18 protein-coding genes and 1 pseudogene are annotated in these 22,861 nt (G+C 72.3%); 11 read left to right on the forward strand and 8 right to left on the reverse strand.

Features of this window, described 5'->3' with window-relative positions; translation table 11 throughout:
• Positions 1 to 48 precede the first annotated feature (48 nt).
• A complete protein-coding gene (locus ACZ5VD_RS33935; RefSeq protein ID WP_468552153.1) occupies positions 49 to 753 on the forward strand; it encodes a LysM peptidoglycan-binding domain-containing protein in 705 nt (234 codons plus the stop codon).
• Here ACZ5VD_RS33935 and ACZ5VD_RS33940 read toward each other — a convergent pair.
• The 3 genes from ACZ5VD_RS33940 to ACZ5VD_RS33950 are packed head-to-tail and all read right to left on the reverse strand — an operon-like array spanning position 647 to position 4,748.
• Positions 647 to 1,369 carry an ATP-binding cassette domain-containing protein gene (locus ACZ5VD_RS33940; protein ID WP_468684429.1) on the reverse strand — a complete coding sequence of 241 codons (723 nt, stop codon included), beginning with the start codon at positions 1,367 to 1,369 and terminating at the stop codon, positions 647 to 649. The genes ACZ5VD_RS33935 and ACZ5VD_RS33940 overlap by 107 nt on opposite strands.
• Complete coding sequence (locus ACZ5VD_RS33945; protein ID WP_468684430.1) at positions 1,366 to 4,272, reverse strand: ABC transporter permease subunit; 2,907 nt, start codon at positions 4,270 to 4,272, stop codon at positions 1,366 to 1,368. The genes ACZ5VD_RS33940 and ACZ5VD_RS33945 overlap by 4 nt, the downstream gene beginning before the upstream one ends.
• Positions 4,272 to 4,748 carry a hypothetical protein gene (locus tag ACZ5VD_RS33950; protein ID WP_468552150.1) on the reverse strand — a complete coding sequence of 159 codons (477 nt, stop codon included), beginning with the start codon at positions 4,746 to 4,748 and terminating at the stop codon, positions 4,272 to 4,274. Before ACZ5VD_RS33950 ends, ACZ5VD_RS33945 begins: the two co-directional genes overlap by 1 nt.
• A 124-nt stretch (positions 4,749 to 4,872) precedes the next feature.
• Here ACZ5VD_RS33950 and ACZ5VD_RS33955 point away from each other — a divergent pair, with 124 nt between their 5' ends.
• The 4 genes from ACZ5VD_RS33955 (at position 4,873) to ACZ5VD_RS33970 (ending at position 8,661) form a co-directional block, all read left to right on the forward strand.
• Entirely contained in the window at positions 4,873 to 5,430 is a 558-nt protein-coding gene (locus ACZ5VD_RS33955; protein WP_468552186.1) for an MTB12 C-terminal domain-containing protein, read from the forward strand.
• On the forward strand, positions 5,399 to 6,694 hold the full coding sequence (locus ACZ5VD_RS33960) for an ABC transporter substrate-binding protein (RefSeq protein ID WP_468684431.1): 1,296 nt from the start codon (positions 5,399 to 5,401) through the stop codon (positions 6,692 to 6,694). The genes ACZ5VD_RS33955 and ACZ5VD_RS33960 overlap by 32 nt, the downstream gene beginning before the upstream one ends.
• A 68-nt stretch (positions 6,695 to 6,762) precedes the next feature.
• On the forward strand, positions 6,763 to 7,572 hold the full coding sequence (locus tag ACZ5VD_RS33965; protein WP_468552148.1) for a hypothetical protein: 810 nt from the start codon (positions 6,763 to 6,765) through the stop codon (positions 7,570 to 7,572).
• A 48-nt stretch (positions 7,573 to 7,620) separates the two neighbouring features.
• Entirely contained in the window at positions 7,621 to 8,661 is a 1,041-nt protein-coding gene (locus ACZ5VD_RS33970) for a helix-turn-helix transcriptional regulator (protein ID WP_468552147.1), read from the forward strand.
• Here the strand turns inward: ACZ5VD_RS33970 and ctaD are convergent.
• Positions 8,660 to 10,372: pseudogene (gene ctaD / locus ACZ5VD_RS33975) on the reverse strand (aa3-type cytochrome oxidase subunit I); the annotation flags it as partial. The gene ACZ5VD_RS33970 and the pseudogene ctaD overlap by 2 nt on opposite strands.
• 290 nt (positions 10,373 to 10,662) lie before the next feature.
• Here ctaD and ACZ5VD_RS33980 point away from each other — a divergent pair.
• Positions 10,663 to 10,878 carry an I78 family peptidase inhibitor gene (locus ACZ5VD_RS33980; RefSeq protein ID WP_468552146.1) on the forward strand — a complete coding sequence of 72 codons (216 nt, stop codon included), beginning with the start codon at positions 10,663 to 10,665 and terminating at the stop codon, positions 10,876 to 10,878.
• 97 nt (positions 10,879 to 10,975) lie between these two features.
• Here ACZ5VD_RS33980 and ACZ5VD_RS33985 read toward each other — a convergent pair whose 3' ends face one another.
• Together ACZ5VD_RS33985 and ACZ5VD_RS33990 are read right to left on the reverse strand one after the other, a co-directional pair.
• Entirely contained in the window at positions 10,976 to 11,974 is a 999-nt protein-coding gene (locus ACZ5VD_RS33985) for a phosphatase PAP2 family protein (protein ID WP_468684433.1), read from the reverse strand.
• 248 nt (positions 11,975 to 12,222) lie between these two features.
• Positions 12,223 to 13,377 (reverse strand): mannosyltransferase family protein, encoded by a 1,155-nt coding sequence (locus ACZ5VD_RS33990; RefSeq protein ID WP_468684434.1) that lies wholly within the window; start codon positions 13,375 to 13,377, stop codon positions 12,223 to 12,225.
• 258 nt (positions 13,378 to 13,635) lie between these two features.
• Between ACZ5VD_RS33990 and ACZ5VD_RS33995 the strand changes: the two genes are divergently transcribed.
• Together ACZ5VD_RS33995 and ACZ5VD_RS34000 are read left to right on the forward strand one after the other, a co-directional pair.
• Positions 13,636 to 15,231: an MFS transporter gene (locus ACZ5VD_RS33995; protein WP_468552143.1), complete on the forward strand. Its 1,596-nt coding sequence runs from the start codon at positions 13,636 to 13,638 to the stop codon at positions 15,229 to 15,231.
• 396 nt (positions 15,232 to 15,627) lie between these two features.
• Positions 15,628 to 16,800: an acyl-CoA dehydrogenase family protein gene (locus tag ACZ5VD_RS34000; protein WP_468552142.1), complete on the forward strand. Its 1,173-nt coding sequence runs from the start codon at positions 15,628 to 15,630 to the stop codon at positions 16,798 to 16,800.
• A gap of 46 nt (positions 16,801 to 16,846) precedes the next feature.
• Here ACZ5VD_RS34000 and ACZ5VD_RS34005 read toward each other — a convergent pair whose 3' ends face one another.
• Positions 16,847 to 17,287 carry a cell division protein SepF gene (locus tag ACZ5VD_RS34005; RefSeq protein ID WP_468552141.1) on the reverse strand — a complete coding sequence of 147 codons (441 nt, stop codon included), beginning with the start codon at positions 17,285 to 17,287 and terminating at the stop codon, positions 16,847 to 16,849.
• Between the two features lie 299 nt (positions 17,288 to 17,586).
• On the opposite strand from ACZ5VD_RS34005, the gene ACZ5VD_RS34010 reads away from it, so the two are divergent.
• Entirely contained in the window at positions 17,587 to 18,783 is a 1,197-nt protein-coding gene (locus ACZ5VD_RS34010; RefSeq protein WP_468684436.1) for a DUF5685 family protein, read from the forward strand.
• A 70-nt stretch (positions 18,784 to 18,853) separates the two neighbouring features.
• Here the strand turns inward: ACZ5VD_RS34010 and ACZ5VD_RS34015 are convergent, their stop codons facing one another.
• Positions 18,854 to 19,807, reverse strand: coding sequence for an ABC transporter substrate-binding protein (locus tag ACZ5VD_RS34015; protein WP_468552139.1), 954 nt, complete (start codon positions 19,805 to 19,807; stop codon positions 18,854 to 18,856).
• A gap of 422 nt (positions 19,808 to 20,229) precedes the next feature.
• Here ACZ5VD_RS34015 and ACZ5VD_RS34020 point away from each other — a divergent pair, with 422 nt between their 5' ends.
• Together ACZ5VD_RS34020 and ACZ5VD_RS34025 are read left to right on the forward strand one after the other, a co-directional pair.
• The gene (locus ACZ5VD_RS34020; RefSeq protein WP_468552138.1) at positions 20,230 to 21,087 is read left to right on the forward strand and encodes an amino acid ABC transporter permease; all 858 of its coding nucleotides are present in this window, start codon (positions 20,230 to 20,232) and stop codon (positions 21,085 to 21,087) included.
• Complete coding sequence (locus tag ACZ5VD_RS34025; RefSeq protein ID WP_468684438.1) at positions 21,084 to 22,850, forward strand: FAD/NAD(P)-binding protein; 1,767 nt, start codon at positions 21,084 to 21,086, stop codon at positions 22,848 to 22,850. The genes ACZ5VD_RS34020 and ACZ5VD_RS34025 overlap by 4 nt, the downstream gene beginning before the upstream one ends.
• Positions 22,851 to 22,861 lie beyond the last annotated feature (11 nt).

Below are 22,861 nucleotides of genomic sequence, written 5' to 3' on the forward strand. Positions count from 1 at the left end.
CGGACGCGCCGCGACGGGCGGACGACACGGGCTGCCTAGCGTGGGCCGATGCACCCGAAGTCGCTCACGCTCGCCCTGGCCGCGGCCCTGCTCTGCGTCCTCTCTCCCGCCTCCTCCTCTGCCGCCACCTCCAGCTCGGCCTCCGCCACTTCCGCAGCTGCCTCGGTCTTCGCTTCCGGTGTCGTGCGGGCGGTACCGCCGCCCCCGGTTCCCGGTCCGTCGGCGAAGGGCGTGTCCTATGCGTGTGCCGCGGACCAGTGGCCCTGGAGCTGTGTCGCCGAGTGCGAGAGCAGCGGGCGGTGGAACGCCGACACCGGAAACGGCTTCTACGGAGGGCTGCAGTTCTGGCAGCCCACCTGGAAGGAGTTCGGCGGACTGACGTACGCCCCGCGCGCGGATCTCGCCACCCGCGAGGAGCAGATCGCCGTCGCCCAGGAGGTCCTGGCCGTGCAGGGCTGGGAGGCCTGGCCGGTCTGCTCCAGGAGGTACGGCCTCAAGGGCCGTATGCACACGGTGAAACCCGGCGACACGCTCTCGTCCGTCGCCCGCGCCCACGGCGTCAAGGGCGGCTGGCAGGCGCTCTACAAGGCCAACCGGGACATGGTCGGCCGCTATCCGGACCGGCTGAACCCGGGCACCCTGCTGGTCATCCCGAAGGGCTCGGCCCGCGCCTCGACCCGTGCCACGGCCCCCGCTCCGGCCCTGTTCGGCCCGCCGCTTCCCGGATCCGGAACTCGCCCGCCTCTCCGCTGAACACCACCGCCCCGCGGCGCAGTTCGTGCACCACGACCGTCGGCCCGCCCTGCAGTACGGGCGGCAACCGCTGCTCGGCGACGACCACACAGGCGTCGAGCGCGGCCAGCAGTGTGTACGTGCGGGCCGCGACCGTGGGGGACATGCCCTGCGCGGGCTCGTCGACGAGCACCACGCGCGCGCGTGCCGTCAGGGCCCGGGAGAGGGCGAGCATGCGCTGCTCGCCGCCGGACAGGGTGCCGGCGCGACGCCCGAGCAGGGGAGCGAGCTGCGGATAGGCGTCCAGGGCGGAATCGAGGGCCGTCGCCGTCAGTTCGAGGTTCTCGCGCACGGTGAGGGAGGCGAACACCGCCTGCCGTTCGGGGACCAGACACAGTCCCCGGCGGGCCCGCTCGAACGCCGGCACGCGGGTCACGTCGCTGCCGTTCCAGAGCACCGCGCCGCCGGACAGCGACACGGCTCCGGCCAGCGCGCGCAGGACGGTCGTCCGGCCGGAGCCGTTACGGCCCAGCAGGACGGTGAGGCCGGGGCCCGGAGTGGCGAGGGTGACGCCGTGCAGGGCCTCCAGCGGGCCGTAGCGCACGCGCGCGTGACGCAGTTCCAGGGCCACGGTCATGCGGGGGCCTCCCGGGCACCGGCGGTGCCGAGTACGTCGAGGGTGTCGAGTCTGTCGAGGACACGGGCGGGCGGGCCGGAGGCGACGATACGGCCCGCCGCCATCACGTGGACCACGTCGGCGAGGTCGGCGACCAGGTCCAGGTCGTGCTCCACGACGAGCAGGGCGGTGCCGTCGGCGGCGAGAGCCTTGAGGACCTTGGTCAGCGCGGTGACCTCGGCGGTGTCCAGTCCGGCGGCGGGCTCGTCGAGCAGCAGCACGCGCGGGCCGCCCGCCAGGGCGCGGGCCAGTTCGACGCGGCGCAGGGTGCCGGTGGGGAGGTCGGCGGCGGGGTGCGCGCGGACCGGGCCGTCGAGGCCGAGCAGGCGCAACGCCCGCCGCACGGCGCCCGGATCGCCGGTGTGTCCCTGTTCCGCGCCCACCTGAACGTTCTCCGCCACGGTCAAGGAGGGGAACACGGCCAGTTGTTGGAAGGTGCGGGCGATACCCAGCCGGGTGCGGGCGTGGGACGTCAGTCGTGTCACGTCCCGGCCGTCCAGCAGGACCCGGCCGTGGGAGGGGCGGTGTGTTCCGGCGAGGCAGTGGAACAGGGTGCTCTTTCCGGCGCCGTTGGGGCCGACGATCGCGGTGATGTGCCCGGGGGGCACGTCGAGGTCGACGTCGTCGACGGCGGTGAAACCGTCGTAGCGGGCGTGGAGGCGGCGGGCCGTGAGGGTGGGGGCGAGGGGTGCGGGGGGTGCGGGGGGTGCGGGGCGGGTCGGGGGCACCCGGCCTTCGGCCGGGTCGGGATTCCCACCCGAACCGCCCGTGCGGGTTTCGTGGTCGGGTGCGGGTGGCCCCTGTGGGGGAACCTCGCCGTCGGCGGCTGCGGGTGGTTCCTGCGGGTGTTCCGTGCCGTGGTCGGGTGGGGGGCGTCCGTGTGGGGGGTTCGTGTTGTCGGTGGGGGTGGTGTGGCGTCGCGGGAGGTCGGTGGCGTCGGCCGGTGGGGCAGGGGGGTGGGTGGCCGCCGGCCGTGTCGTCGATGCCGGGTGGGGTGCGCTCCGCTGGTCCGGCACCCCTAGTCTCGCCCGCACCCTGGCTCCCAGCGGGGTCAGTGCCGCCCGCCGGCGCAGGCGCAGGCCGTCCGTGGCCGTGCGCAACGCCTCGGAGGGTCCGCCGGGGAAGCGGCCGACCAGGACCGCCAGTACGCCGATCAGGGCCGCCGCGACCCCGCCGCGGGTGCCCGCGTCCAGGCCGACCAGGAGGGCCGCAGCGGCCAGGGCGCCCAGGGCGCTGTCGGCGCCCAGGACGACGACCGCGGCGAACCAGAGGAGGCCGCGGACGGGGTCGTAGGCGCCGGGGTCGAAGGCGCGCAGGCCCATGCCCAGCATGCCGCCGCCGAGGGCGGCCAGGGCGGCGCCCGCGACGAAGGCGAGGAGCTTGAGGGACGGCACCCGGACGCCCGCCGCCGACGCGCCCGCCTCGTGGTCGCGCAGGGCGGCGAGGGCCCGGCCAGTGCGGCCCCGGCGCAGGGCGTGGGTCGCGAGCAGGGCGGCAGCCAGCAGGACCAGCTCCAGGACGTAGTACGCGCGGTCCCCGTCGAAGCCCGCGGGCCGGCCCAACGACAGTCCGGAGACGGCGTACGGCTGGGCGAAGACGAAGCGGCTCACGCCGACGCCCACCGCGAAGGTCGCGAGCGCGAGGGCCAGGCCCCGGCGGCCGATCGCCGGCCAGCCCGTCAACAGGCCCAGCGGGGCCACCAGGACCACCGCCACGGCCAGCGCGGCCAGTTCGGGGAGGCGGGGCAGTCCCGGGAGGCGCCCGGCCGCCAGCAGCGCGGTGAACAGCGCGCCCAGACCCGCGTACGCCGCCTGGCCGAGGGAGATCTGGCCGCCGCGGCCGGTGACCACCACCAGGGACAGCAGCACCACGCCCAGCGCCGGCACCTGGACCGCCGTGTGCAGGTCCGAGCCCGCGAAGCCGAGCGGCAGCAGGAACAGCACGGCGGCCACGATCCAGACGCCCGGCGGGGTCGGCACGCGCGCGGTGGCCGTGCGCGGCAGGACGTCACGCGTGCCGATGCGGGGGAGTGCCAGCGCCGCGACCAGCAGCGCCACCACGAACAGGTTCGCGCCGACCGCCTGGAGCAGTGCCTCGCCCCGGCCGGCGGGATGCAGCCGCGTCAGCTGGCTCTGCGCCACCCCGATGCCCAGCGCCGCCACCACGGCCACCGGCAGGCTGCGCATCCGCGCGGCCACCGCGACCGCCACCACCTCCATGACCAGCAGCGGCAGACCGTACGGGTCCAGGCGTACGTACGGGGCCAGCAGCACGCCCGTCAGGCCCGCCGTGAACGAGCCGAACGCCCAGCCCGCGGCGGCCACCCGGTCCGCGTCGATCCCGCCGAGCACGGCCAGTCGCCGGTCGTCGACCACGGCCCGCAGCTCCCGGCCCAGGCGGGTCCGGCGGATCACCGCAGCGACGGCCACGGCCAGCACGAGCACCACCGTCAGCTGCCCCCACGGGTCCGCCGACACGAGTTCCGGGGCGTCGTCGCGGGCGCCCTGCCCCCACACCAGCGCGGCCCCGCCCACCAGGAGCACGAACACCCCGATGGACGCGACCAGTGTCTGCGCCGGATCGCCGCCGAGCACCGACAGCGGTCGGAAGACGAACCGTTCCAGCGCCATCCCGAGGCCCGGTGCCAGCACCAGCAGCGTGAGGGCCGCCCCCGCCCACAGCGGCCAGTCCCACTCGACCACGCACTGCCGCAGCGCGTACGCGCACACCATCGCGATCGCACCGTGCGCGAAGTTGAGCACCCCGGTCGCGCGGTACGTCACGACCAGGCCGATCCCGGTGAGCGCGGCGGCGCTGCCGACGGAGAGACCGGCGAGCGTGAGATCCCACGTCAGGGACGACATCAGTCGGTTTCCTCGGTGGGCTCGCAGATGGGGCAGGGGCCCAGTCCGCCGCTCGCCACCAGCTTGGAGTCCACCGGCACGGCCTCCCCCTTGCCGGCGACCAGCGGGCAGTCGGCCCGGTGCCAGAGGGTGCCCCCCGGCACCATCAGAAGGTCCCCGCTGACCGCCAGGGGCACCGACACGGTCGGGCCGGGTTCCTCGGCGTCGGCGGGCCCGGCGGCCACCAGGAGGCCGTACAGCTCCTCCACGCGGGCGGTGGCGAGCGCGTTCCGCCCGTGGGTGAGCAGGATCGCCCCGGCGACGATCAGCGCGGCACCCGGGACCGTGCAGGACGCCAGGTAGGGGAGCTGGCGTTCGGCGAAACGCTCGCCCGAGACGCCGTACCAGCCGATCACGCACAGCACCGCGCCCGCGGCGAGTACGGCCCAGCCGGCCCACAGGACGGGATGTACGGTCCGCAGTCGAGCTGTCCGCATCTCTTGCTCCCGAGTGTCCGTCTGCCTTCCAAGTCCGCCGATGGACCTGCACTATGCCTTCTGGAAGCTGACCCTGAAAGCGCCGGGCGACCACGGCCCGGACCGACACCCGGTGGTGAGCCAGATGGTTCTCGGGAGCGACCTCAGGCGGGGGAACGGCGGCCGGGGGCTTGTGGCCCTGGTGTTCGTCCTCGCCACGGTTCTCACGGCGTGCAGCGACGACAGCGGCGGCGGGGACGACAGCACACCCCCCACGCCCTCGGTCGAGCAGACCGATCAGAGGGACCGGACGAGCGCGCCGGCGGCGACCGCGCCCGCCGACCCCGCCGCGGCCGAGAAGGAGGTCGAGGAGAACTGGCAGAAGTTCTTCGACCCGAAGACCTCCACCAAGGACAAACAGGCCGTCCTGGAGAACGGCGACGACATGGGCCCCGTCCTCAAGGCCTTCAACGGGGACGAACGCGGCGGACAGGTGCGGGCCGAGGTCACCAAGGTGGCGTTCACCGGAGCCACCGAGGCGACCGTGACGTACACACTGCTGCTGAACGGGGCCACCGCGCTGCCGGACGCCTCCGGAACGGCCGTCGAGGAGGACGGCACCTGGAAGGTGTCGGTGAACACCCTCTGCGCGCTGGTCCAGTTGAGCGGCAATGCGTCCTCGTCGCCGGCCGCGGGCTGCTGAGGCCGTCGCGGCCGTGCTGCTGCTCGCCCTGGGCACGGCCTGCGGCAGCCGTCTCCCGGAGAGCGACTTCGGGCCCGGGGACAGGACCGCGTCCGCGCCCTCCCGGGCCGGTCCGATCCGCGTCGGCATCATCACCAGCGCCACCAGCCCGGTCGGCGGCGACGCCTTCACCGGCCCCCGCGACGGCGCCAAGGCCTACTTCGAGGGCCTCGACGCGCGCGGGGGCATCGACGGCCGCCCGGTCGAGGTGCGCGAGTGCGACGACGGGGGCAGCGGCGTCGGCAACAACACCTGTGTGCACCGGCTGATCGAGGAGGACGGGGTGGTCGCCCTGGTCGCCACCACGGCCCTCGACTACGCGGGCGCCTCCCGGGTCTCCCGCGCGCGGGTGCCCGACATCGGCGGCCAGCCCATCGGCGCCGCCTACGACACCTGGCCGCACCTGTACGGCGTCTACGGCAGCCTCGCGCCCCGGAACGGCACCACCGGCTGGGACGGCGAGCAGTACGGCGGCACGGAGGTGTACCGCTACTTCGCGCGGGAGCACGGGGCCCGCACGGCCGCCGTCGTCTCCTACAACCAGGCCGCGTCCGCCGCCTACGCCTCACTCGTCGAGCGAGGACTCAGGGCCGAGGGATACCGGGTGGTCACCGAGCAGGTCGACTTCGCGCTGCCCAACTTCCGTGCCGTGGCGGCCGACCTGAAGGAACAGGGCGCCGACCTCGTGTTCGACGCCATCGACGGCCACGGCAACGCCCGGCTGTGCGAGGCGATGGACGACGCCGGCGTCGAGGTCACCGCCAAGGTCACGACCGTCCAGAGCTGGACGTCCGCCGTCCCCGAGGACTACAAGGACGCCCCGCGCTGCCGCAACGCCCTGTGGGCGACCGCGTCCAGCCGGAGCTATGAGGACACCGGCCACCCGGCGGTACGGGAGTTCCGGGAGGCCACCAAGGGGCTGAAGACGCACACGCAGTGGCAGCTGGAGGGCTGGGCCGCCGCCAGGTGGTTCACGGACGCCGCCGAGGCCTGCGCGAAGAGAGGGGTCACGCGCGCGTGCGTCGACGACCGGATGAACCACAGCCAGGGCTACACCGCGGGCGGTCTGCTCGTCCCCGTCGTCTTCGAGCGGCTGGCCGAACCGCCGAGGACCCGCCGGACCTGTCTGTCCGTCGCGCGGTGGCGGGACGGGCGCGGTTGGGTCTCCCAGGGAGACATGGACAGCACGTGCTTCGACGTTCCGCAGCTGTCGTATCGGCCGTGACAGGCAACCAAAAGGCCCGAAAGACAGTCTGACCGGGCAGCACCGGTCAAAGGGAGGATCGCCGTCGCATGACGATGCCCGCTCCGCGGGTCGCACCGCTGCGCGCCGACTGCGTCGCCGACTCCGCGGGCGGACTGACGTTCGACGTCGCCGCGCGGGGGACGAGCGGCGTGGCGCACCTGGTGCTGCGCCGGAGCGAGGGCCACGAGGAGGTCAGTCTGCCGCTGACCCCGGCCGCGGACGGCCGGCTGCGGGCCGCCCTGCCCAGCACGGTCCCCCTTCCGGAGGGCCGCTGGGACGCCTACGCGTGCGTGGCCGGGCGCGAGCCGCAGCGCCTCACCCCGGGCACCACCGACCTGTGCTCACTGGCCGCCCGCACCCCGAGCGGCGCCCGCGGCCACGTCGCCGTGCGTATCCCGTACGCCACCCGGCAGGGCAACCTCACCGTGCGCAGCTGGCTGCGCGCCCCGCACGCCGAGGTGGGCGAACTGCGCGTCGACGGCACCGGGCTGACCGTGCGGGGGCGGGTCTACGGCACCGCACTCGCCCCGGACGCGTACGCCGAACTGCGCGGCCGGTGCGGCCCGGACCCCGGCCGCCGTACCGAAGTCGTCGTCGACCAGGCCGATTTCGGTCTCTCGGTGGCGTACGCCCGGTTGGAGCCCGGCGTCTGGGACCTGTGGCTCAGACCCGGCGGGGAGGCCGGGCCGCGGGTGCGGATCGCGCGGCTGCTCGACGACATCGCCGACAAGAAGCCCGTGCTCACCTATCCACGCGCGCGGGTGCAGACCCCGCACGGTCCGATGGAGGCGGGGCCGTACTACACGCGGGACAACGACCTGTCGGTGTCGGTGACCCGGAGCAGCTCACACGGCTGACGCCCTTGCGGACCGTGGCTGTCCGCGACCGCTGGCAGACTCGGCCCCATGTTGGAGACCTCGGCACGACTGCTGCGCCTGCTCTCGCTCCTCCAGGCCCACCGCGAATGGTCCGGAGCCGCCCTGGCCGACCGCCTCGGCGTCACCGCGCGCACCGTCCGCCGGGACGTGGACCGGCTCCGCGAACTGGGCTACCCCGTCAACGCCAGCCCCGGCACGGGCGGCGGCTACCAGCTCGGTGCGGGCGCCGAACTGCCGCCGCTGCTCCTGGACGACGACGAGGCCGTCGCCGTCGCCGTGGGGCTGCGTACGGCCGCCGGACAGGGCATCGACGGCATCGGGGAGACCTCGGTACGGGCCCTCGCCAAGCTGGAGCAGGTCCTGCCGGCCCGGCTGCGCCGCCGGGTGGGGGCCCTGAACGCCTTCACCGTGCCCATGCTGCGCGGCCCGCTGTCCTCCGCCGTCGACCCGGCCGTCCTCACCGAGCTGGCCAACCTCTGCCGGGACGCCGAGCGGCTGCGCTTCGAGTACCGCGACCACGGTGGCTCCCCGACCCGCCGCAGCGTCGAACCGCACCGCCTGGTGTGCAGCGAGCGCCGCTGGTACCTGGTCGCCTGGGACCTCGATCGCGACGACTGGCGGACGTTCCGCGTCGACCGCATCACGCCCAGGCCGCCGCACGGCCCGCGCTTCGAGGCGCGCAGGCCGCCGGCCGAGGATCTCGCCGCGTATGTCTCCAAAGGCGTCTCCACGCGCGCGTACGCCACGCACGCCGTCGTCCGGCTGCTGGTGCCCCTGGCGGAGGCGGCCGAGCGGATCTCGCCCTCCGTCGGGACGCTGGAGGCCGACGGGCCGGACGCCTGTGTCCTGCGCACCGGAGCCGCGAGCCTCGACGTGATGGTGATCCATGTGATGATGCCGGGCTTCGAGTTCGAGGTGCTGGAGCCGGCCGAGCTGACCGAGGCGATCAGGACGGCTCGCGACCGGCTTGCTCGCTCGCTGGCTCGGGCTGGGGAGTCAGGGCCGCGTACTGCGGATGGTGCAGGTCGAACGCCGGGGACTCCGAGCGGATCCGTGGCAGCGCGTTGAAGTTGTGCCGGGGCGGCGGACAGGAGGTCGCCCACTCCAGGGAGCGGCCGAAGCCCCAGGGGTCGTCGACGTCCACCTTCTCGCCGTACCGGGCGGTCTTCCAGACGTTGTAGAGGAACGGCAGCGTCGAGATGCCGAGCAGGAACGCGCCGATCGTCGAGAGGGTGTTGAGCGCGGTGAAGCCGTCGGCGGCGAGGTAGTCGGCGTACCGGCGGGGCATGCCCTCGGCGCCCAGCCAGTGCTGCACCAGGAACGTGGTGTGGAAGCCGACGAACAGCGTCCAGAACTGGATCTTGCCGAGCCGCTCGTCGAGCATCTTCCCGGTGAACTTCGGCCACCAGAAGTAGAAGCCGGCGAAGGTCGCGAAGACGACCGTGCCGAAGACGACGTAGTGGAAGTGCGCGACCACGAAGTACGTGTCGGTGACGTGGAAGTCGAGCGGCGGCGAGGCCAGGATCACCCCCGTCAGCCCGCCGAACAGGAACGACACCAGGAAGCCGACCGCCCACAGCATCGGTGTCTCGAAGGACAGCGAGCCCTTGAGCATGGTGCCGGTCCAGTTGAAGAACTTCACGCCGGTCGGCACCGCGATCAGGAAGCTCATGAACGAGAAGAACGGCAGCAGCACCGCGCCCGTCGCGAACATGTGGTGCGCCCACACCACCACCGACAGACCGGTGATCGACATCGTCGCGCCGACCAGGGTCAGATAGCCGAAGATCGGCTTGCGGCTGAAGACCGGGATGATCTCCGTGATGATGCCGAAGAACGGCAGCGCGATGATGTACACCTCGGGATGCCCGAAGAACCAGAACAGGTGCTGCCACAGCAGCGCCCCGCCGTTCGCCGCGTCGAAGACCTGTGAGCCGAACCGCCGGTCCGCCTCCAGGACCAGCAGTGCGGCGGCGAGCACCGGGAACGCCAGCAGGATCAGGATCGACGTGAACAGGGTGTTCCAGACGAAGATCGGCATCCGGAACATCGTCATGCCGGGCGCGCGCATCCCGATGATCGTGGTGATGAAGTTGACCGCGCCGAGGATCGTGCCGAACCCGGACAGCGCGAGGCCCATGATCCACAGGTCGGCGCCGATGCCGGGGGAGTGCACGGAGTCGTTGAGCGGCGCGTAGGCGAACCAGCCGAAGGCGGCGGGTCCGGACGGCACCAGCAGCGAACCGAGCACGATCAGCCCGCCGAAGAGGAACAGCCAGTACGACAGCATGTTCAGCCGCGGGAAGGCGACGTCGGGCGCGCCGATCTGCAACGGCATCAACTCGTTGGCGAAGCCCGCGAAGCTGGGCGTCGCGAACAGCAGCAGCATGATCGTGCCGTGCATCGTGAACAGCTGGTTGAACTGCTGGTTGTCCACGAGTTGCAGCCCGGGCCGGGCGAGTTCGGCGCGCATCAGCAGCGCCATCGCCCCGGCGACCAGGAAGAACCCGAACGACGTGATCAGGTAGAGATGGCCGATCTTCTTGTGGTCGGTGGTGGTCAGCCAGTCGACGACCAGGGCGCCGTGCCGCCTGGTCCGCACGGGCCGTGCCGCCGTCTGCGCGGTCTGCGTCCCCATCGCTCGCCCGCCCCTTCGCTCGCCTGCCCCCGGGCCCGCCGAAGCCCGCGCCACGCGTACCCGCGAGCTCACGCCATGATGCTCGCGCCGTCGCGTGCTCCGACAGGGGGCGTACGGGAGTTCTGTGCCGGAACCGTGCATTTCCTATGCGGCGTCAACATCCCCGGGACCGTGCGGAATCGGCGGGAAAAAGGGAGGCGGGAACGGTACTCGCGGAACCTTTCCACCGGCCTTTTCCGGGAGCCGTCGCGACACGTGGGAATTACGTTCGATTACCTGCGAAGGGCGGCGGAACCGCTCATATGTGTGACGAAGTACACCGGATACGGGTGCCGTGATTCTGTGACAGAAGCGTGACCGGGGAGGGACGCGTTCACCATGGGCATGGGGCGGGACTTCCCCGCTCGCGGGGCAGGGCCTAGCGTGGCCGTATGTCACCGATTCCGACTCCTCCCGCCGAACCACAGGACAGTCCGGACACCTATGTCGGCCTCGACGCCGACCGGGCCGAACGGCTCGCGCGCGAGCGGGGGTGGTCGTCGGTGCGCTCGCTGCCGCCGGGGGCGATCATCACCATGGAGTACCGCGTGGGGCGGCTGAACTTCGAGGTGAAGGACGGGCGGGTGGCCCGGTCCTGGAAGGGCTGAACCACCGGCAACGGCGAAGGCCCCGGCTCCTGGAGAGGAGCCGGGGCCTTCGCCGTGCGGCGGGGAGACGGGTGCGTACCGGTCCCGCCGCCTCGGCTCAGCCGCCGGTCAGGGGGCGGGTCGGCGAGGTCGTACCGCGCACGACACGGTCCGTCTGGGGCGGGCGACGGCTGCCGACCGGGGTGACGGGGGTGCGTTCCGAACGGGTCGTGTGCGGGCCGGGGGCCAGGTAGGCGGGGGCCCGGGGGGTGGTGCGGGCCGCGGTCTCGTTCTCGGAGGCCGGGCGCGGCCTGAGGCGTACGGGGGTCTCGACGGGCGACAGCGGCGCGGGTGCCGTGCCGCGGGCGCGCCAGCGGTCGCGCAGGTCGAAGATCTCTGTCTCGGCACGCGCGATCAGCGGTTCGAACCAGGGCAGGGCCAGGAGGATCAGCAGACCGGCGACCCAGCCGAGGAGCACGTCGCTCAGCCAGTGCGTTCCGAGGTAGACCGTGGCCATGCCGACGCCGAGCGAGGTCACCGCGGACACCGCGGACAGCCAGCGGCGGGCCCACGGGGCGGAGGCCAGATAGGCCAGAATTCCCCAGGTCACCACGGCATTGGCGGTGTGACCGCTGGGAAATATATCGCCGCCCAGACCCATCTCGTTCGCGCCGATCGTGGTCGCGTAGTGCGGTCCGAGCCGCCCCATGCCGATCTTGGCGGCGCCGACCGTGATGTTCAGCAGCAGCAGCGACGCGCCCAGGGTCAGCAGCGGCCGCAGCGTGTGCTGCCGCCAGGAACGCCAGCCCAGCCAGGCCGCGACCATCACCGCGGTGGGGCCGCGCTGGCCGAGTACCACGTAGTAGTCGACGAACCAGTGGATGCCGGCCCACTGCTGGTACGGGCGGAAGAACATCACCTGCCAGTCGAGACGGACCAGCCAGGAGGTGATCACCACGAGCCACACGATCGCCAGGTAGAAGGCCAGGGTCCCGGCGAACAGCGCGACGCGGTGCCGGCTCATCCTCGGCACGTCGAGGTGAGCCGGCCGTTCCCGCTCACGGTCCAGCCTCGCGAACACCCGGTCCAGACGGGTGAGGTTTCGTTCGGTACGCACCCAATCGACGTTACAGCGAGTGAGCTCAGTTCCCGGGCGAATCCACGGCTTTGTGATGACGATGTGATGTGGGATTCCTCTCAGGGAGAGGTTTATATCCAAGGAATCCGTAATGCCGGCCGCCGGTGTCCTTCAATTCCTTTGATCATTCTGGGTTGCGGTTTTATCCCGCTTATGAATTCGTTCACCGAATGATGGGGTGGAATTAGCCGGGCGCTCATCGCGCTCCGGAGTCGCCCCGAAGTCGCTTACGGCGGACCGGAGCCGTTCAGCCAGAACGCCCCGTACAGGGCCGACGCCCCGGCCACCACCGCGAGCACCAGGACTGACCTGCGGGTACGCAGGCGGGCCAGAGCCAGGGCGAGCGGCAGCAAGAGGGGGAACGCGGGCATCAGCAGGCGCGGCTTCGAGCCGAAGTAGCTCGACGCGCACAGGGCGAGGGCGGTGACGACCCCCGCGTACACCAGCAGCGGGAGCGGCTGGCGTTGCCGTACACAGACGACGTACAGCCAGACGATCAGCCCGACCCCGACGATCAGCCCGACGCCCGCCAGGGCCGACGGAAACGACGTGAACTTGTCGGCGACGAAGCGGGCGAAGGCGTAGCCGCCGTCGAAGCCGTTGCGCCAGCCGGCCTGGACGTCGAGGTAGCCGAGCGGGCCCCCGCCGGTGCGGTGGCCCACCCACAGGACGTAGGCGGCGGCGCCCAGGGGCGCGAGGAACATGCCGAGGGCGCGGCGGGCGTTCGCTCGCGGTGAGCCGCGGTCCCGCGCGAAGGAGGCGACGGCCGCCGCCCACACCGCCGCGACGACCGCGAGGCCCACCGGGCGGGTCAGCCCCGCCAGCAGGGCCAGCGCGCCCGCCGTCACCCAGCGGCCGGTCAGCAGCGCGTACAGCGACCAGGCGGCCAGGGCCGTGAACAGCGACTCGCTGTACGCCATCGACTGCACGATCCCGACGGGGAGCACGGCCCACAGCAGGACCGCGCAGACGCCCGCCCTACGGCCGTACACGTGATCGGCGACCGCGAAGATCCCCCAGGCCGCCGCGAGCGAGGCAAGCAGGGCGACGACGAAGCCCGCGTCGGCGTACGACAGCGGCGTCACGGCGGCCAGCGACCGCTCCAGCCACGGCAGCAGCGGGAAGAAGGCGAGGTTCGAGTGCACGTCGCCGCCCGGCAGACGCACCTCGTAGCCGTACCCCAACTCCGCGACCCTCGTGTACCAGAGGGCGTCCCAGCGGGCCGTCAGCAGCGTGTACGCGCTCTGGTCGCGCGCGGCGCTCCACAGGGCCAGCGTCAGCAGCCCCAGGCCGCGCACGGCCGCGTACCCGAGGAGGGCCGGGGCCGCCCGGCGCAGCCCCGGGGCGCCGGGCGGGGCCGGGCGCGTCTCAAGATCGGTCACGGGCCCGATTATCGACCGGCGGCGGAACCGGGTACCTCGCCGGGGCGTGACCTCGCAGAAGGGGAGTGGTGTACGCCACACGCGTACCGCGTGACCTCTGAGAGGTCCGCCACCCGGCTCCGGTACGGACTCGCGTACGCTGACGTGTCACTCGCCGTTCGCTGCGCGGGCCGGAGACCACCGCTCCTCTCCGGCCGAGTCACGGGAGTCCCCACCCGTGAACCCGCCGAACGCGAGGAACATCTGGGAGGTACGTACATGTCCGGGACGACCACGGCTGCCGCTGCACTGCGCCGTCGGGCGGCCGGGGCCGGTGCCAACCGCTGGGTCGTCCTCGTCGTCCTCTGCACCAGCCTGCTCCTGGTCGCCCTCGACGCGACCGTGCTGCACGTGGCGGTGCCCGCCGTCACCGAGGACCTCAGGCCCGGCGCGATAGAGCTGCTCTGGATCGTCGACGTCTACCCGCTCGTCTGCGCCTCGCTGCTGATCCTCTTCGGCACGCTGGGCGACCGCGTCGGCCGCAGACGCGTCCTGCTCCTCGGCTACGCCCTCTTCGGTGTCGCCTCCGCACTGGCCGCCCTCGCCGACACCGCCCAGGTGCTGATCGTGGCGCGGGCGCTGCTCGGCGTCGGCGGCGCGATGATCATGCCCGCGACGCTGTCGATCCTCCGCCAGGTCTTTCCCGACCGGCGCGAGCGGGCGCTCGCGATCGGCATCTGGAGCGCGGTGGCGGCGGTCGGCGCGGCGGTCGGTCCGCTGCTCGGCGGCTTCCTGCTGGAGCACTTCTGGTGGGGCTCGGTGTTCCTCGTCAACATCCCGCTGATGCTGGTCAGCCTGCCGGTCGGGCGGCTGCTGCTGCCCGAGTCGAAGGGCGACGGGCGCGGGCCCTGGGACGTGGTCGGCGCGCTGATGGCGGCGGCCGGACTGTTCGGCCTGGTGCTCGGCGTGAAGCGGCTCGGCAGCGGGGAGCTGGACGCGTTCACGGCGGTGCCGCTGGCCGTGGGCGCCGGGCTGATCGCGCTCTTCGTACGGCGTCAGCGGCGCCGGGAGTATCCGCTGGTGGACCTGCGGATGTTCGCGCGACCGGCGTTCAGTACGTCGGTGGGCTGCATCGTGCTGGCGATGCTCGCGCTGGTGGGCCTGGAGCTGATCGCGGCGCAGTATCTCCAACTGGTGCTGGGGCTGTCCCCGCTGGAGACCGGGCTACGGCTGCTGCCGCTGACGATCGCCGCGATGGCGGCCGGTCTCGCGGGGGCGCGGATGCTCCGGCGGTTCGGGCCGCGTCGGATGGTGAGCTGCGGTTTCTGTCTGACGGCGGTGGCCGTGGTGCTGCTGACGGCGATGGGCGGCGAGGACAACGCCGGCCTGCTGGTGTTCGGGTTCGTCCTGCTCGGCTTCGGGCTGGAGACGACACTGTTCGGGGCGTACGAGTCGATGCTGAGCGAGGCTCCGCCGGAGCAGGCGGGCGGGGCGGCGGCGATCGGCGAGACGTCGTACCAGTTGGGCGCGGGCATCGGGATCGCGCTGCTCGGCAGCGTGATGAACGCGGCGTACGCGCCCGGCTTGTCGTCCGTGCCGGGTGTTCCGGCGTCGGCGTCGGCGTCGGCGGGGCATTCGCTGGGCGAGGCGTACGAGGTTGCCGAGCGGCTCGGAGGGCCTGCCGGGGTGGCCCTGCGGCGGACGGCTCGGGAGTGTTTCGTGCACGGGCTGCATGTGACGTTGCTGGTGAGTGCGGGGTTGTTGCTGCTGGGGGCGGTGATGGCGTTGCGGTTGCCGCGGGTCATGCAGTGTGACGCGGCCTCGGTGGAGGTACCCGCACCGCGGGAAGTAGCGGAGTCCCGAGTCTCGGCCTGAAACCCTCGCCCACCCGGAAGGCGAACCTCTCCCGCGGAGGCGACCACCGCCGCGCCCACGGGCCCGCCCCTACGAACCCCACGCGTCGCGAACCGCGCCTCGGGCCCCACGCCCACGCGCCGTGCGCATGCCTCACGCTCCACTCCCACGCGCCGCACGCCTCCACGCACCATCTCCTCACCACTCACCACTCACCACTCACCACTCACCACTCACCACACCCCCCACTCCCCTCAAGTCGCCGACGGCGGATCACCCCCACTGGCGACGTCCACCTTCCAAGGAACCGTCATGGGCGGTGCGCGGGTGGGAGATGTCTGGACGTGCGGAAGACTGCGCCGTACCGTCGGCAGCGAACGTGTAACTAGCGGTGCTAGTTTTCTGGAGGATGCGCTCATGGCCCCGTTCGACCCCACCGACTTCCTCGGCATCGACGACCTGCTGGACCCGGAGGACCTGGCGATCAGGGCCACGGTGCGGGACTGGGCCGCGGACCGCGTACTGCCGTACGTCGCGGAGTGGTACGAGAGCGGGGAGCTGCCCGGAATCAGGGAACTGGCCCGCGAACTCGGCGGCATCGGCGCGCTCGGGATGTCACTGAGCGGCTACGGCTGCGCCGGGGCGAGCGCCGTGCAGTACGGGCTGGCCTGCATGGAGTTGGAGGCCGCCGACTCCGGTATCCGCTCCCTCGTGTCGGTGCAGGGCTCCCTCGCCATGTACGCCGTCCACCGCTTCGGCTCCGAGGAGCAGAAGCAGACCTGGCTGCCGCGCATGGCCGCCGGTGAGGTCATCGGGTGCTTCGGCCTCACCGAGCCCGACCACGGCTCCGACCCCGCCTCCATGCGGACGTACGCCAAGCGCGACGGCGGCGACTGGGTCCTGAACGGCCGCAAGATGTGGATCACCAACGGGTCCGTCGCCGGCGTGGCGGTGGTGTGGGCGCAGACCGAGGACGGGATCCGGGGGTTCGTCGTGCCGACCGACCGTCCCGGGTTCTCCGCGCCGGAGATCAGGCACAAGTGGTCGCTGCGCGCCTCCGTCACCAGTGAGCTCGTCCTCGACGACGTACGGCTGCCCGCCGATGCCGTACTGCCGGAGGTCGTGGGGCTCAAGGGCCCGCTCAGCTGTCTCTCCCACGCCCGCTACGGCATCGTGTGGGGGGCCATGGGGGCGGCGCGGTCCTGCTTCGAGACCGCCGTCGACTACGCGAAGACCCGCGAGCAGTTCGGGCGGCCGATCGGCGGCTTCCAGCTCACCCAGGCCAAGCTCGCCGACATGGCGGTCGAGCTGCACAAGGGGATTCTGCTCGCCCATCACCTGGGGCGGCGCATGGACGCCGGCCGGCTGCGTCCCGAGCAGGTCAGCTTCGGCAAGCTCAACAACGTGCGGGAGGCGATCGAGATCTGCCGTACCGCCCGCACCGTCCTCGGTGCCAACGGGATCTCGCTCGAATACCCCGTGATGCGGCACGCCACCAACCTCGAATCGGTGCTCACCTACGAGGGCACCGTCGAGATGCACCAGCTCGTGCTGGGCAAGGCGCTCACCGGACTCGACGCGTTCCGGTAGATCCGGTGAACCCTGCGCGGGGGCAGGGCCGGTGAGCGGCCCTGCCTCAGCTCTGGTTGAAGAAGCCGTCCGTGCGGTGCGCGGCCGGGTCGCCGTTCACGATCTCCGTGTTGGCGGGGGTCAGCAGGAACACCCGGGTGGACACGCGCTCGATCGAACCGCGCAGGCCGAAGATCAGCCCGGCCGCGAAGTCGACGACGCGCTTGGCGTCGGCGGCCTCCATGGCCGTGAGGTTCATGATGACCGGGACGCCCTCGCGGAACAGCTCGCCGATGGCGCGGGCGTCCCGGAAGCTGTCCGGGGTGACCGTGCCGATCCGGCGGCCCTTCTCCTCGGCGACGTCGGACGCCACCTTGACCCGCGGGTCCGTGACCCAGGCATCGCCGGGCTGCTCGGGTCCCTCGGAGTAGTCGTCGTCGTAGTAACGCTCGTCGTCGTTGTCGTCGACGAGGCCGAGCCACGCACTCGCCTTGCGTACCGATCCCATGGACGCCTCCTCTCACAGCGGTCTTTCTTGCTTTCCGCATCCCTATGGTCATCCATGATGCGGACGGTGCGCCATGTGGATAGACGCCGCGCGGGGGGTTTGTGACGGTACTGGTGCACAGCGAATCCGTCGAGAGTCCAAGTGTCCCAAGGGTCGTTCCGCAAACGGCTGCTGACTGTGAGTGAAATATGATTCTTCACGGCGTACGGGTGACGGGGGGTGCGTACGGGTGAACGCGCGATGGGTACGATGCCGCAGCTCACCGCAGTTCAACGCCGTACGCACCACGGGGGATCGCCGTGTTCGGAATCGTCAGGCCATGCCGTCACAGGCTCGGAGAGAGTCTCAAAACCCAGTGGATGGCGCATTTGTGCGGGCTGTGTCTCGCGCTGCGTAATGACCACGGACAGTTCGCGCGGGTCGTCACGAACTATGACGGCTTGCTGATATCGGTTCTGACGGAGGCTCAGGAAAAACTTGGTGGGGGAGGGCGGCGTACGGCGGGGCCGTGTCCACTGCGCGGAATGCGTACCGCGTCCGTCGCGCACGGCGAGGGCGCGCGCCTCGCGGCCGCCGTCTCGCTGGTGCTCGCCTCGGCCAAGGTGCGTGACCATGTCGTAGACGGGGACGGCCTGCTGGCCCGCAGGCCGGTGGCGCTCGCGGCGCGCCGGGTGGCCACGAGCTGGGGCCGGGCCGGGGAGCGGACCGGCTCGGACCTCGGGTTCGACACCGCCCTGCTCGTCGACGCCGTGGACCGGCAGGTGGGGATCGAGGCGCTGGCCGGCCCGGGGACGCCATTGCTGACGGTCACCGAACCGACCGAGACGGCGACCGCCGCCGCCTTCGCGCACACCGCGCTGCTGGCCGGTCGGCCGGAGAACGCCGGACCGCTCGCCGAGGCCGGGCGCCTGTTCGGGCGGCTCGCGCATCTCCTGGACGCCGTGGAGGACCGGGAGACCGACGCCGCGTCGGGGGCCTGGAACCCGCTCACCGCGACGGGGGCGTCCCTCGCGGAGGCCCGGCGGCTCGCCGACGACGCGCTGCACGGGATCCGGCTCGCGCTGCGGGAGGCCGAGTTCACGGACCGCAAGCTCGCGCACCGGCTGCTCGTGCACGAGCTGCGGACCTCCGTGGACCGGGCCTTCGGCACCGTCTCCTGCGGACACGGGCCCGCGCCGGCCGGCTCCATGCCGTCCGGACCGTACGCCCCGCCCGGCGGACCGGGCGCCCCGCTGCCCCCGGAGCCGCCGCGCCGTGACGGGCGTGGGCTGCTCACCGGGTGCGCGGTGTGGGTGGGGCTCGCCTGCACCTGCCAGATGTGCTGCGGGGAGTTCGAGGATCCGTGGAGCAGGCAGCGCCGGGAAGGGCTGTGCGCCAACGGCGACTGCGGCGGCTGCGGGGACTGCTGCAACTGCTGTGAGTGCTGCGGCAACTGCTGTGGCGACGGCTGTGCCTGCGACGGCTGCGACGGGTGCGACTGCGGCTGCAGTTGCTGATCGGGGCCCGGGTCCGGGCGAGCCCTCGGGCCGGCCGTGGGGCAGGTCCTCGGGCCGGCCGGGCCCCGGGTCAGTCCTTGTGCTCCGGCGGGGAGATCTCCGACTTCGTGAGCGCCGAGCCCGTCGTACCCCACTTCTTCAGGATCCTGGCGTACGTCCCGTCGGCGATGAGGCCGTTCACCGCCGCCCGGAAGGCGGGGGCCAGGTCGGTGCCCTTCTTGAAGGCGAAGCCGACGTCCAGGCGGTGGAACTCGTTGAGGAACCGGACGCCCTCCTGATGGGCGACCGCGTAGCGCAGGCCGTTGATCGTGGACATCACGATGTCGCTGCGGCCCTGCTGGAGCGAGGACCAGATGGCGCCCTGCTCGCTGTAGGTCTGCACCTTGTACGCCTTCTCGCCCGCGTCGGTGCACAGGTGCTTGCTGTCCTCCAGCGTGGCCTCGAAGGTGGTGCCCGCGCCGGTCGCGACGTTCAGGCCGCACAGCTGCCTGAGGTCGGTGACCTTGGTGAGCTCGCTGTCGTCGCGGGTGGCGAAGCCCTGGCCGTCGTTGATGTAGGTGACGAAGTCGATGGTCCTGCGGCGCTCGTCGGTCACGCCGAAGTTGCCGACGCCGAGGTCGTACTTGCCGCTGTCGAGGGCCGGCAGGATCGCCTCGAAGCTCGCCTGCTCGGTCTTCAGCCTGATGCCGAGGGCCTGGGCGACGGCGTGTGCGAAGTCGACGTCCTGGCCGGCCAGGGTCTTCCCGTCGTCCAGGATCGAGGTGCCGGGCGGCTGGCCTCCGACGCTGACGGCGAGGGTGAGGCTCCGGGTGCCCGAGGGCAGCAGTGCGGCGGCGGCCGTGTCCTTCCCGACGGCGGAGACGACGTCCGTGGTGGGGATCCCGTCCGCCTCGGCGGCGGCGTTCGCGGTGCCACCGGTGGAGTCGCCCGCGCCGGAACCGCAGGCGGTCAGGAGCAGGGTCGCCGCGGTGATCAGGGCGAAGGGTGCGATGAGCCTGTTTCGGGCATGCGGGGGCGTACGCATGGTGTGGCGGTCTCCTGGAGGCGAGAAGCGCTGGGTGAGGGGAGGGGAGCGCGTGTGAAGGCAGAACGCAGGCAGAACGAAGGCAGAGCGAAAGGGAGAAGCGGGGGGAACGCGGAAGGCGCCCGCCGGATCAACGGACCGGGGCGCGCAGGGGGTCAGCTCAACAGGAGGAGGACCACACGCGACCGAGGTCGATGTGGGAGCGCTTGACCAGCCACTGCTGTGGATGCATGGGCCAAGTGGAACAGGCATCCGGTGGGGCGTCAACCGACTTGAGACGTACGGCTCACAGTATGGACAGCCTTGACAGTGAGGGGAAACGTCCCCGTAGTCTCGGAGAGCGGTCCTGCTGAGGGGCTCGGCCGCAACCGTGTGAAGGCACCCGCCCGAGTTCGACCGACTCGCTGCCACGGAGCCCTCGCATGTCCTCCGAAACCCTCGCCAAAGCCCCCGCCGCACCGGACCTGCCGGAACGCGCGGATTCCCTGCGGATCGTCCCGCAACGCCGTCTCGGTCAGTGGACGGCCGCTGTCGTCGTCCTCGTGCTGCTCGGCCTCGCCGCCAACTCCGTGCTGCGCAACCGGGCGTTCCGGTGGGACGTCGTCGCCGACTACTTCACCACGGACGCGGTGCTGCGCGGTCTGTGGCTCACCCTGTGGCTGACCGCGGTCGTGATGGTGCTCGGCTTCGCGCTCGGCACCCTGCTCGCCGCGTTCCGGCTGTCCGCCAACCCCGTGCTCAGAAGCGTCAGTTGGGGATACGTCTGGCTGTTCCGGTCGATCCCGATCCTGGTGCAGCTGCTCCTCTGGTTCAACATCGGGGCGCTGTACCCGCAGATCCTCGGGGTCCGGACGGTCGACCTGCTCGGCCCGGTCACCGTCGCGATCATCGGCCTGACCCTGCACGAGGCCGCCTACGCCGCCGAGGTCGTCCGCGGCGGCATCCTCTCCGTGGACCGCGGGCAGATCGAGGCCGCGCAGGCGCTCGGCCTGAGCCGGTGGCGCCGCTGGCGGCGGATCGTGCTCCCGCAGGCGATGCGCTCCATCGTGCCGCCCGCCGGGAACATGCTGATCGGCACCCTCAAGGGCACCTCCATCGTCAGCGTCATCGCCGTGCAGGACCTGCTCTACTCGGTGCAGCTCGTCTACCACCGCACTTACCAGGTCATCCCGCTGCTGATGGTGGCCACCCTCTGGTACACGGTCGTCACCTCGGTGCTGGGCCTTGGCCAGTACTACGTCGAGAAGCACTACGCACGCGGCTCGGAGCGCACCCGATGAGCGCGCGACGGCCCGCACTCGTGATCGTCGGGGCCGGTCCGCGGGGGACCGGTTTCATCGAGCGGATCGCCGCCAACGCGCCCGAGCTGTACGCCGGTTCGGGCCTCGACATCCATCTCGTCGACCCGCATCCGCCGGGCGCCGGACGTGTCTGGCGTCCCGCCCAGTCGCCGCTGCTGTGGATGAACTCGCACGCCGAGGACGTCACCATGTTCACCGACGAGACGGTCGACATGGCCGGGCCCGTCCGGGAGGGCCCCACCCTGCACGAGTGGGCCGGCATCGACGGCCGCACCTTCGCGGACCGGCGGCTGCAGGGCGCGTATCTGGGCTGGGTGCACGAGCGGGCGGTGGCCGCGCTGCCGCCGGGCGTCCTCGTCCACCACCATCCGCGCCGGGCACTGCGGGTGAGCGGACCGGACCGGGGGCGCCAGCAGGTGTGGCTGGAGGGCCGGGCGCGTCCGCTCCTCGCCGACCTCGTCGTCCTCGCCCTCGGCCACCTGGACGCCGAACCGGACGCCGAACAGCGCGCGTTGACGGCGTACGCCCGCGAACACGGCCTCGTCCACCTGCCGCCGGACTTCACCGCCGACAGCGACCTGTCCCCGCTCGCACCCGGCGAACCCGTCCTGGTCCGCGGCTTCGGGCTCGCCTTCGTCGACCTGATGGTGCTGCTCACCGAGGGGCGCGGCGGGCGGTACGCCGGAGACACCTATCTGCCCTCCGGGAAGGAGCCGGTGCTGTACGTCGGTTCGCGGCGCGGAGTGCCGTACCACTCGAAGATCGGCTACGACTGGACCGGCGAACGGCCGCCGCTGCCCCGCTTCTTCGGGCCGCCCGAGGTGGCGGGACTGCTGGCGCGGCCGGAGGGCTTCGACTTCCGGCGGGACGTGTGGCCGCTGGTGGAGAAGGAGCTGGGCTTCGCGCACTACCACCGGCTGTTCACGGTCCACCCCGGGCGGACCGCCGTGGAGTGGCAGGTGTTCGAGGAGAAGTACGCGGCCGTCGACGATCCGGCCGGCCGGGCGGCGCTGGTCGAGGCCGCCGTGCCCGATCCCGCCGACCGGCTCGACCTCGCCGCGCTCGACCGACCGCTGGAGGGGGTGCGGTACGGGTCGCACGAGGAGCTCCAGGAGGGGCTGCGGGGATATGTGGAGAGTGATCTGAGCCGCCGTCATGATCCGTCGTACAGCCCGGACCTGGCGGTCTTCCTCGGACTGCTCTCCGTCTACGGACAGCTGGTCCGGCTCGGGAACACCGGGTCCTGGTGGCACGGGTTCTTCAGCTATCTGGCGTCCGGGCCGCCCGGTCCCCGGCTGCGGCAACTGCTCGCCCTGTCCCGCGCGGGCGTGGTGCGGTTCCTCGGCGCCGGGATGACCGTCGACGCCGAGGGCGGGGTGTTCCGGGCGTCGGGCGACAGCGTGCCGGGCTCCGTGGTCGAGGCCCGGGCGCTCGTCGAGGCGCGGCTGCCCGAGCCGACCGTCGGCCGGGCCCTCGACCCGCTGCTGCGCGCACTGCACATCGACGGGGTGGCCGAGACACCGGACGGGCTGCTGCGGGTGGACCCCGTCGACGGGCGGATCCTCGACCGGGCCGGCCGGCCGCATCCCCGGCGCTTCGCCCTCGGGCCGTACACCGACGGCCGCACCCCCGGCGCGTTCACCCGGCCCCGTACCGGCGGGCCCGCCTTCCGGCAGAACGACGCGACGGCCCGGGCCGCGCTGGAGTTCCTCGCCGCGCTCGCCGGACGTGCCGCCGCATGACACCCCCTCGA

It is taken from the genome of Streptomyces sp. NPDC032822 (assembly GCF_055578825.1).

Coding starts and splice junctions, on each gene's coding strand:
- ACZ5VD_RS33945 (WP_468684430.1), bottom strand. CDS start 4,272: ATGTCGTCCCTGACGTGGGATCTCACGCTCGCCGGTCTCTCCGTCGGC.
- ACZ5VD_RS33970 (WP_468552147.1), top strand. CDS start 7,621: ATGTTGGAGACCTCGGCACGACTGCTGCGCCTGCTCTCGCTCCTCCAG.
- ACZ5VD_RS34000 (WP_468552142.1), top strand. CDS start 15,628: ATGGCCCCGTTCGACCCCACCGACTTCCTCGGCATCGACGACCTGCTG.
- ACZ5VD_RS33935 (WP_468552153.1), top strand. CDS start 49: ATGCACCCGAAGTCGCTCACGCTCGCCCTGGCCGCGGCCCTGCTCTGC.
- ACZ5VD_RS33995 (WP_468552143.1), top strand. CDS start 13,636: ATGTCCGGGACGACCACGGCTGCCGCTGCACTGCGCCGTCGGGCGGCC.
- ACZ5VD_RS33955 (WP_468552186.1), top strand. CDS start 4,873: ATGGTTCTCGGGAGCGACCTCAGGCGGGGGAACGGCGGCCGGGGGCTT.
- ACZ5VD_RS33950 (WP_468552150.1), bottom strand. CDS start 4,748: ATGCGGACAGCTCGACTGCGGACCGTACATCCCGTCCTGTGGGCCGGC.
- ACZ5VD_RS33980 (WP_468552146.1), top strand. CDS start 10,663: ATGTCACCGATTCCGACTCCTCCCGCCGAACCACAGGACAGTCCGGAC.
- ACZ5VD_RS34025 (WP_468684438.1), top strand. CDS start 21,084: ATGAGCGCGCGACGGCCCGCACTCGTGATCGTCGGGGCCGGTCCGCGG.
- ACZ5VD_RS33965 (WP_468552148.1), top strand. CDS start 6,763: ATGACGATGCCCGCTCCGCGGGTCGCACCGCTGCGCGCCGACTGCGTC.
- ACZ5VD_RS34005 (WP_468552141.1), bottom strand. CDS start 17,287: ATGGGATCGGTACGCAAGGCGAGTGCGTGGCTCGGCCTCGTCGACGAC.
- ACZ5VD_RS33940 (WP_468684429.1), bottom strand. CDS start 1,369: ATGACCGTGGCCCTGGAACTGCGTCACGCGCGCGTGCGCTACGGCCCG.
- ACZ5VD_RS34020 (WP_468552138.1), top strand. CDS start 20,230: ATGTCCTCCGAAACCCTCGCCAAAGCCCCCGCCGCACCGGACCTGCCG.
- ACZ5VD_RS33960 (WP_468684431.1), top strand. CDS start 5,399: ATGCGTCCTCGTCGCCGGCCGCGGGCTGCTGAGGCCGTCGCGGCCGTG.
- ACZ5VD_RS34015 (WP_468552139.1), bottom strand. CDS start 19,807: ATGCGTACGCCCCCGCATGCCCGAAACAGGCTCATCGCACCCTTCGCC.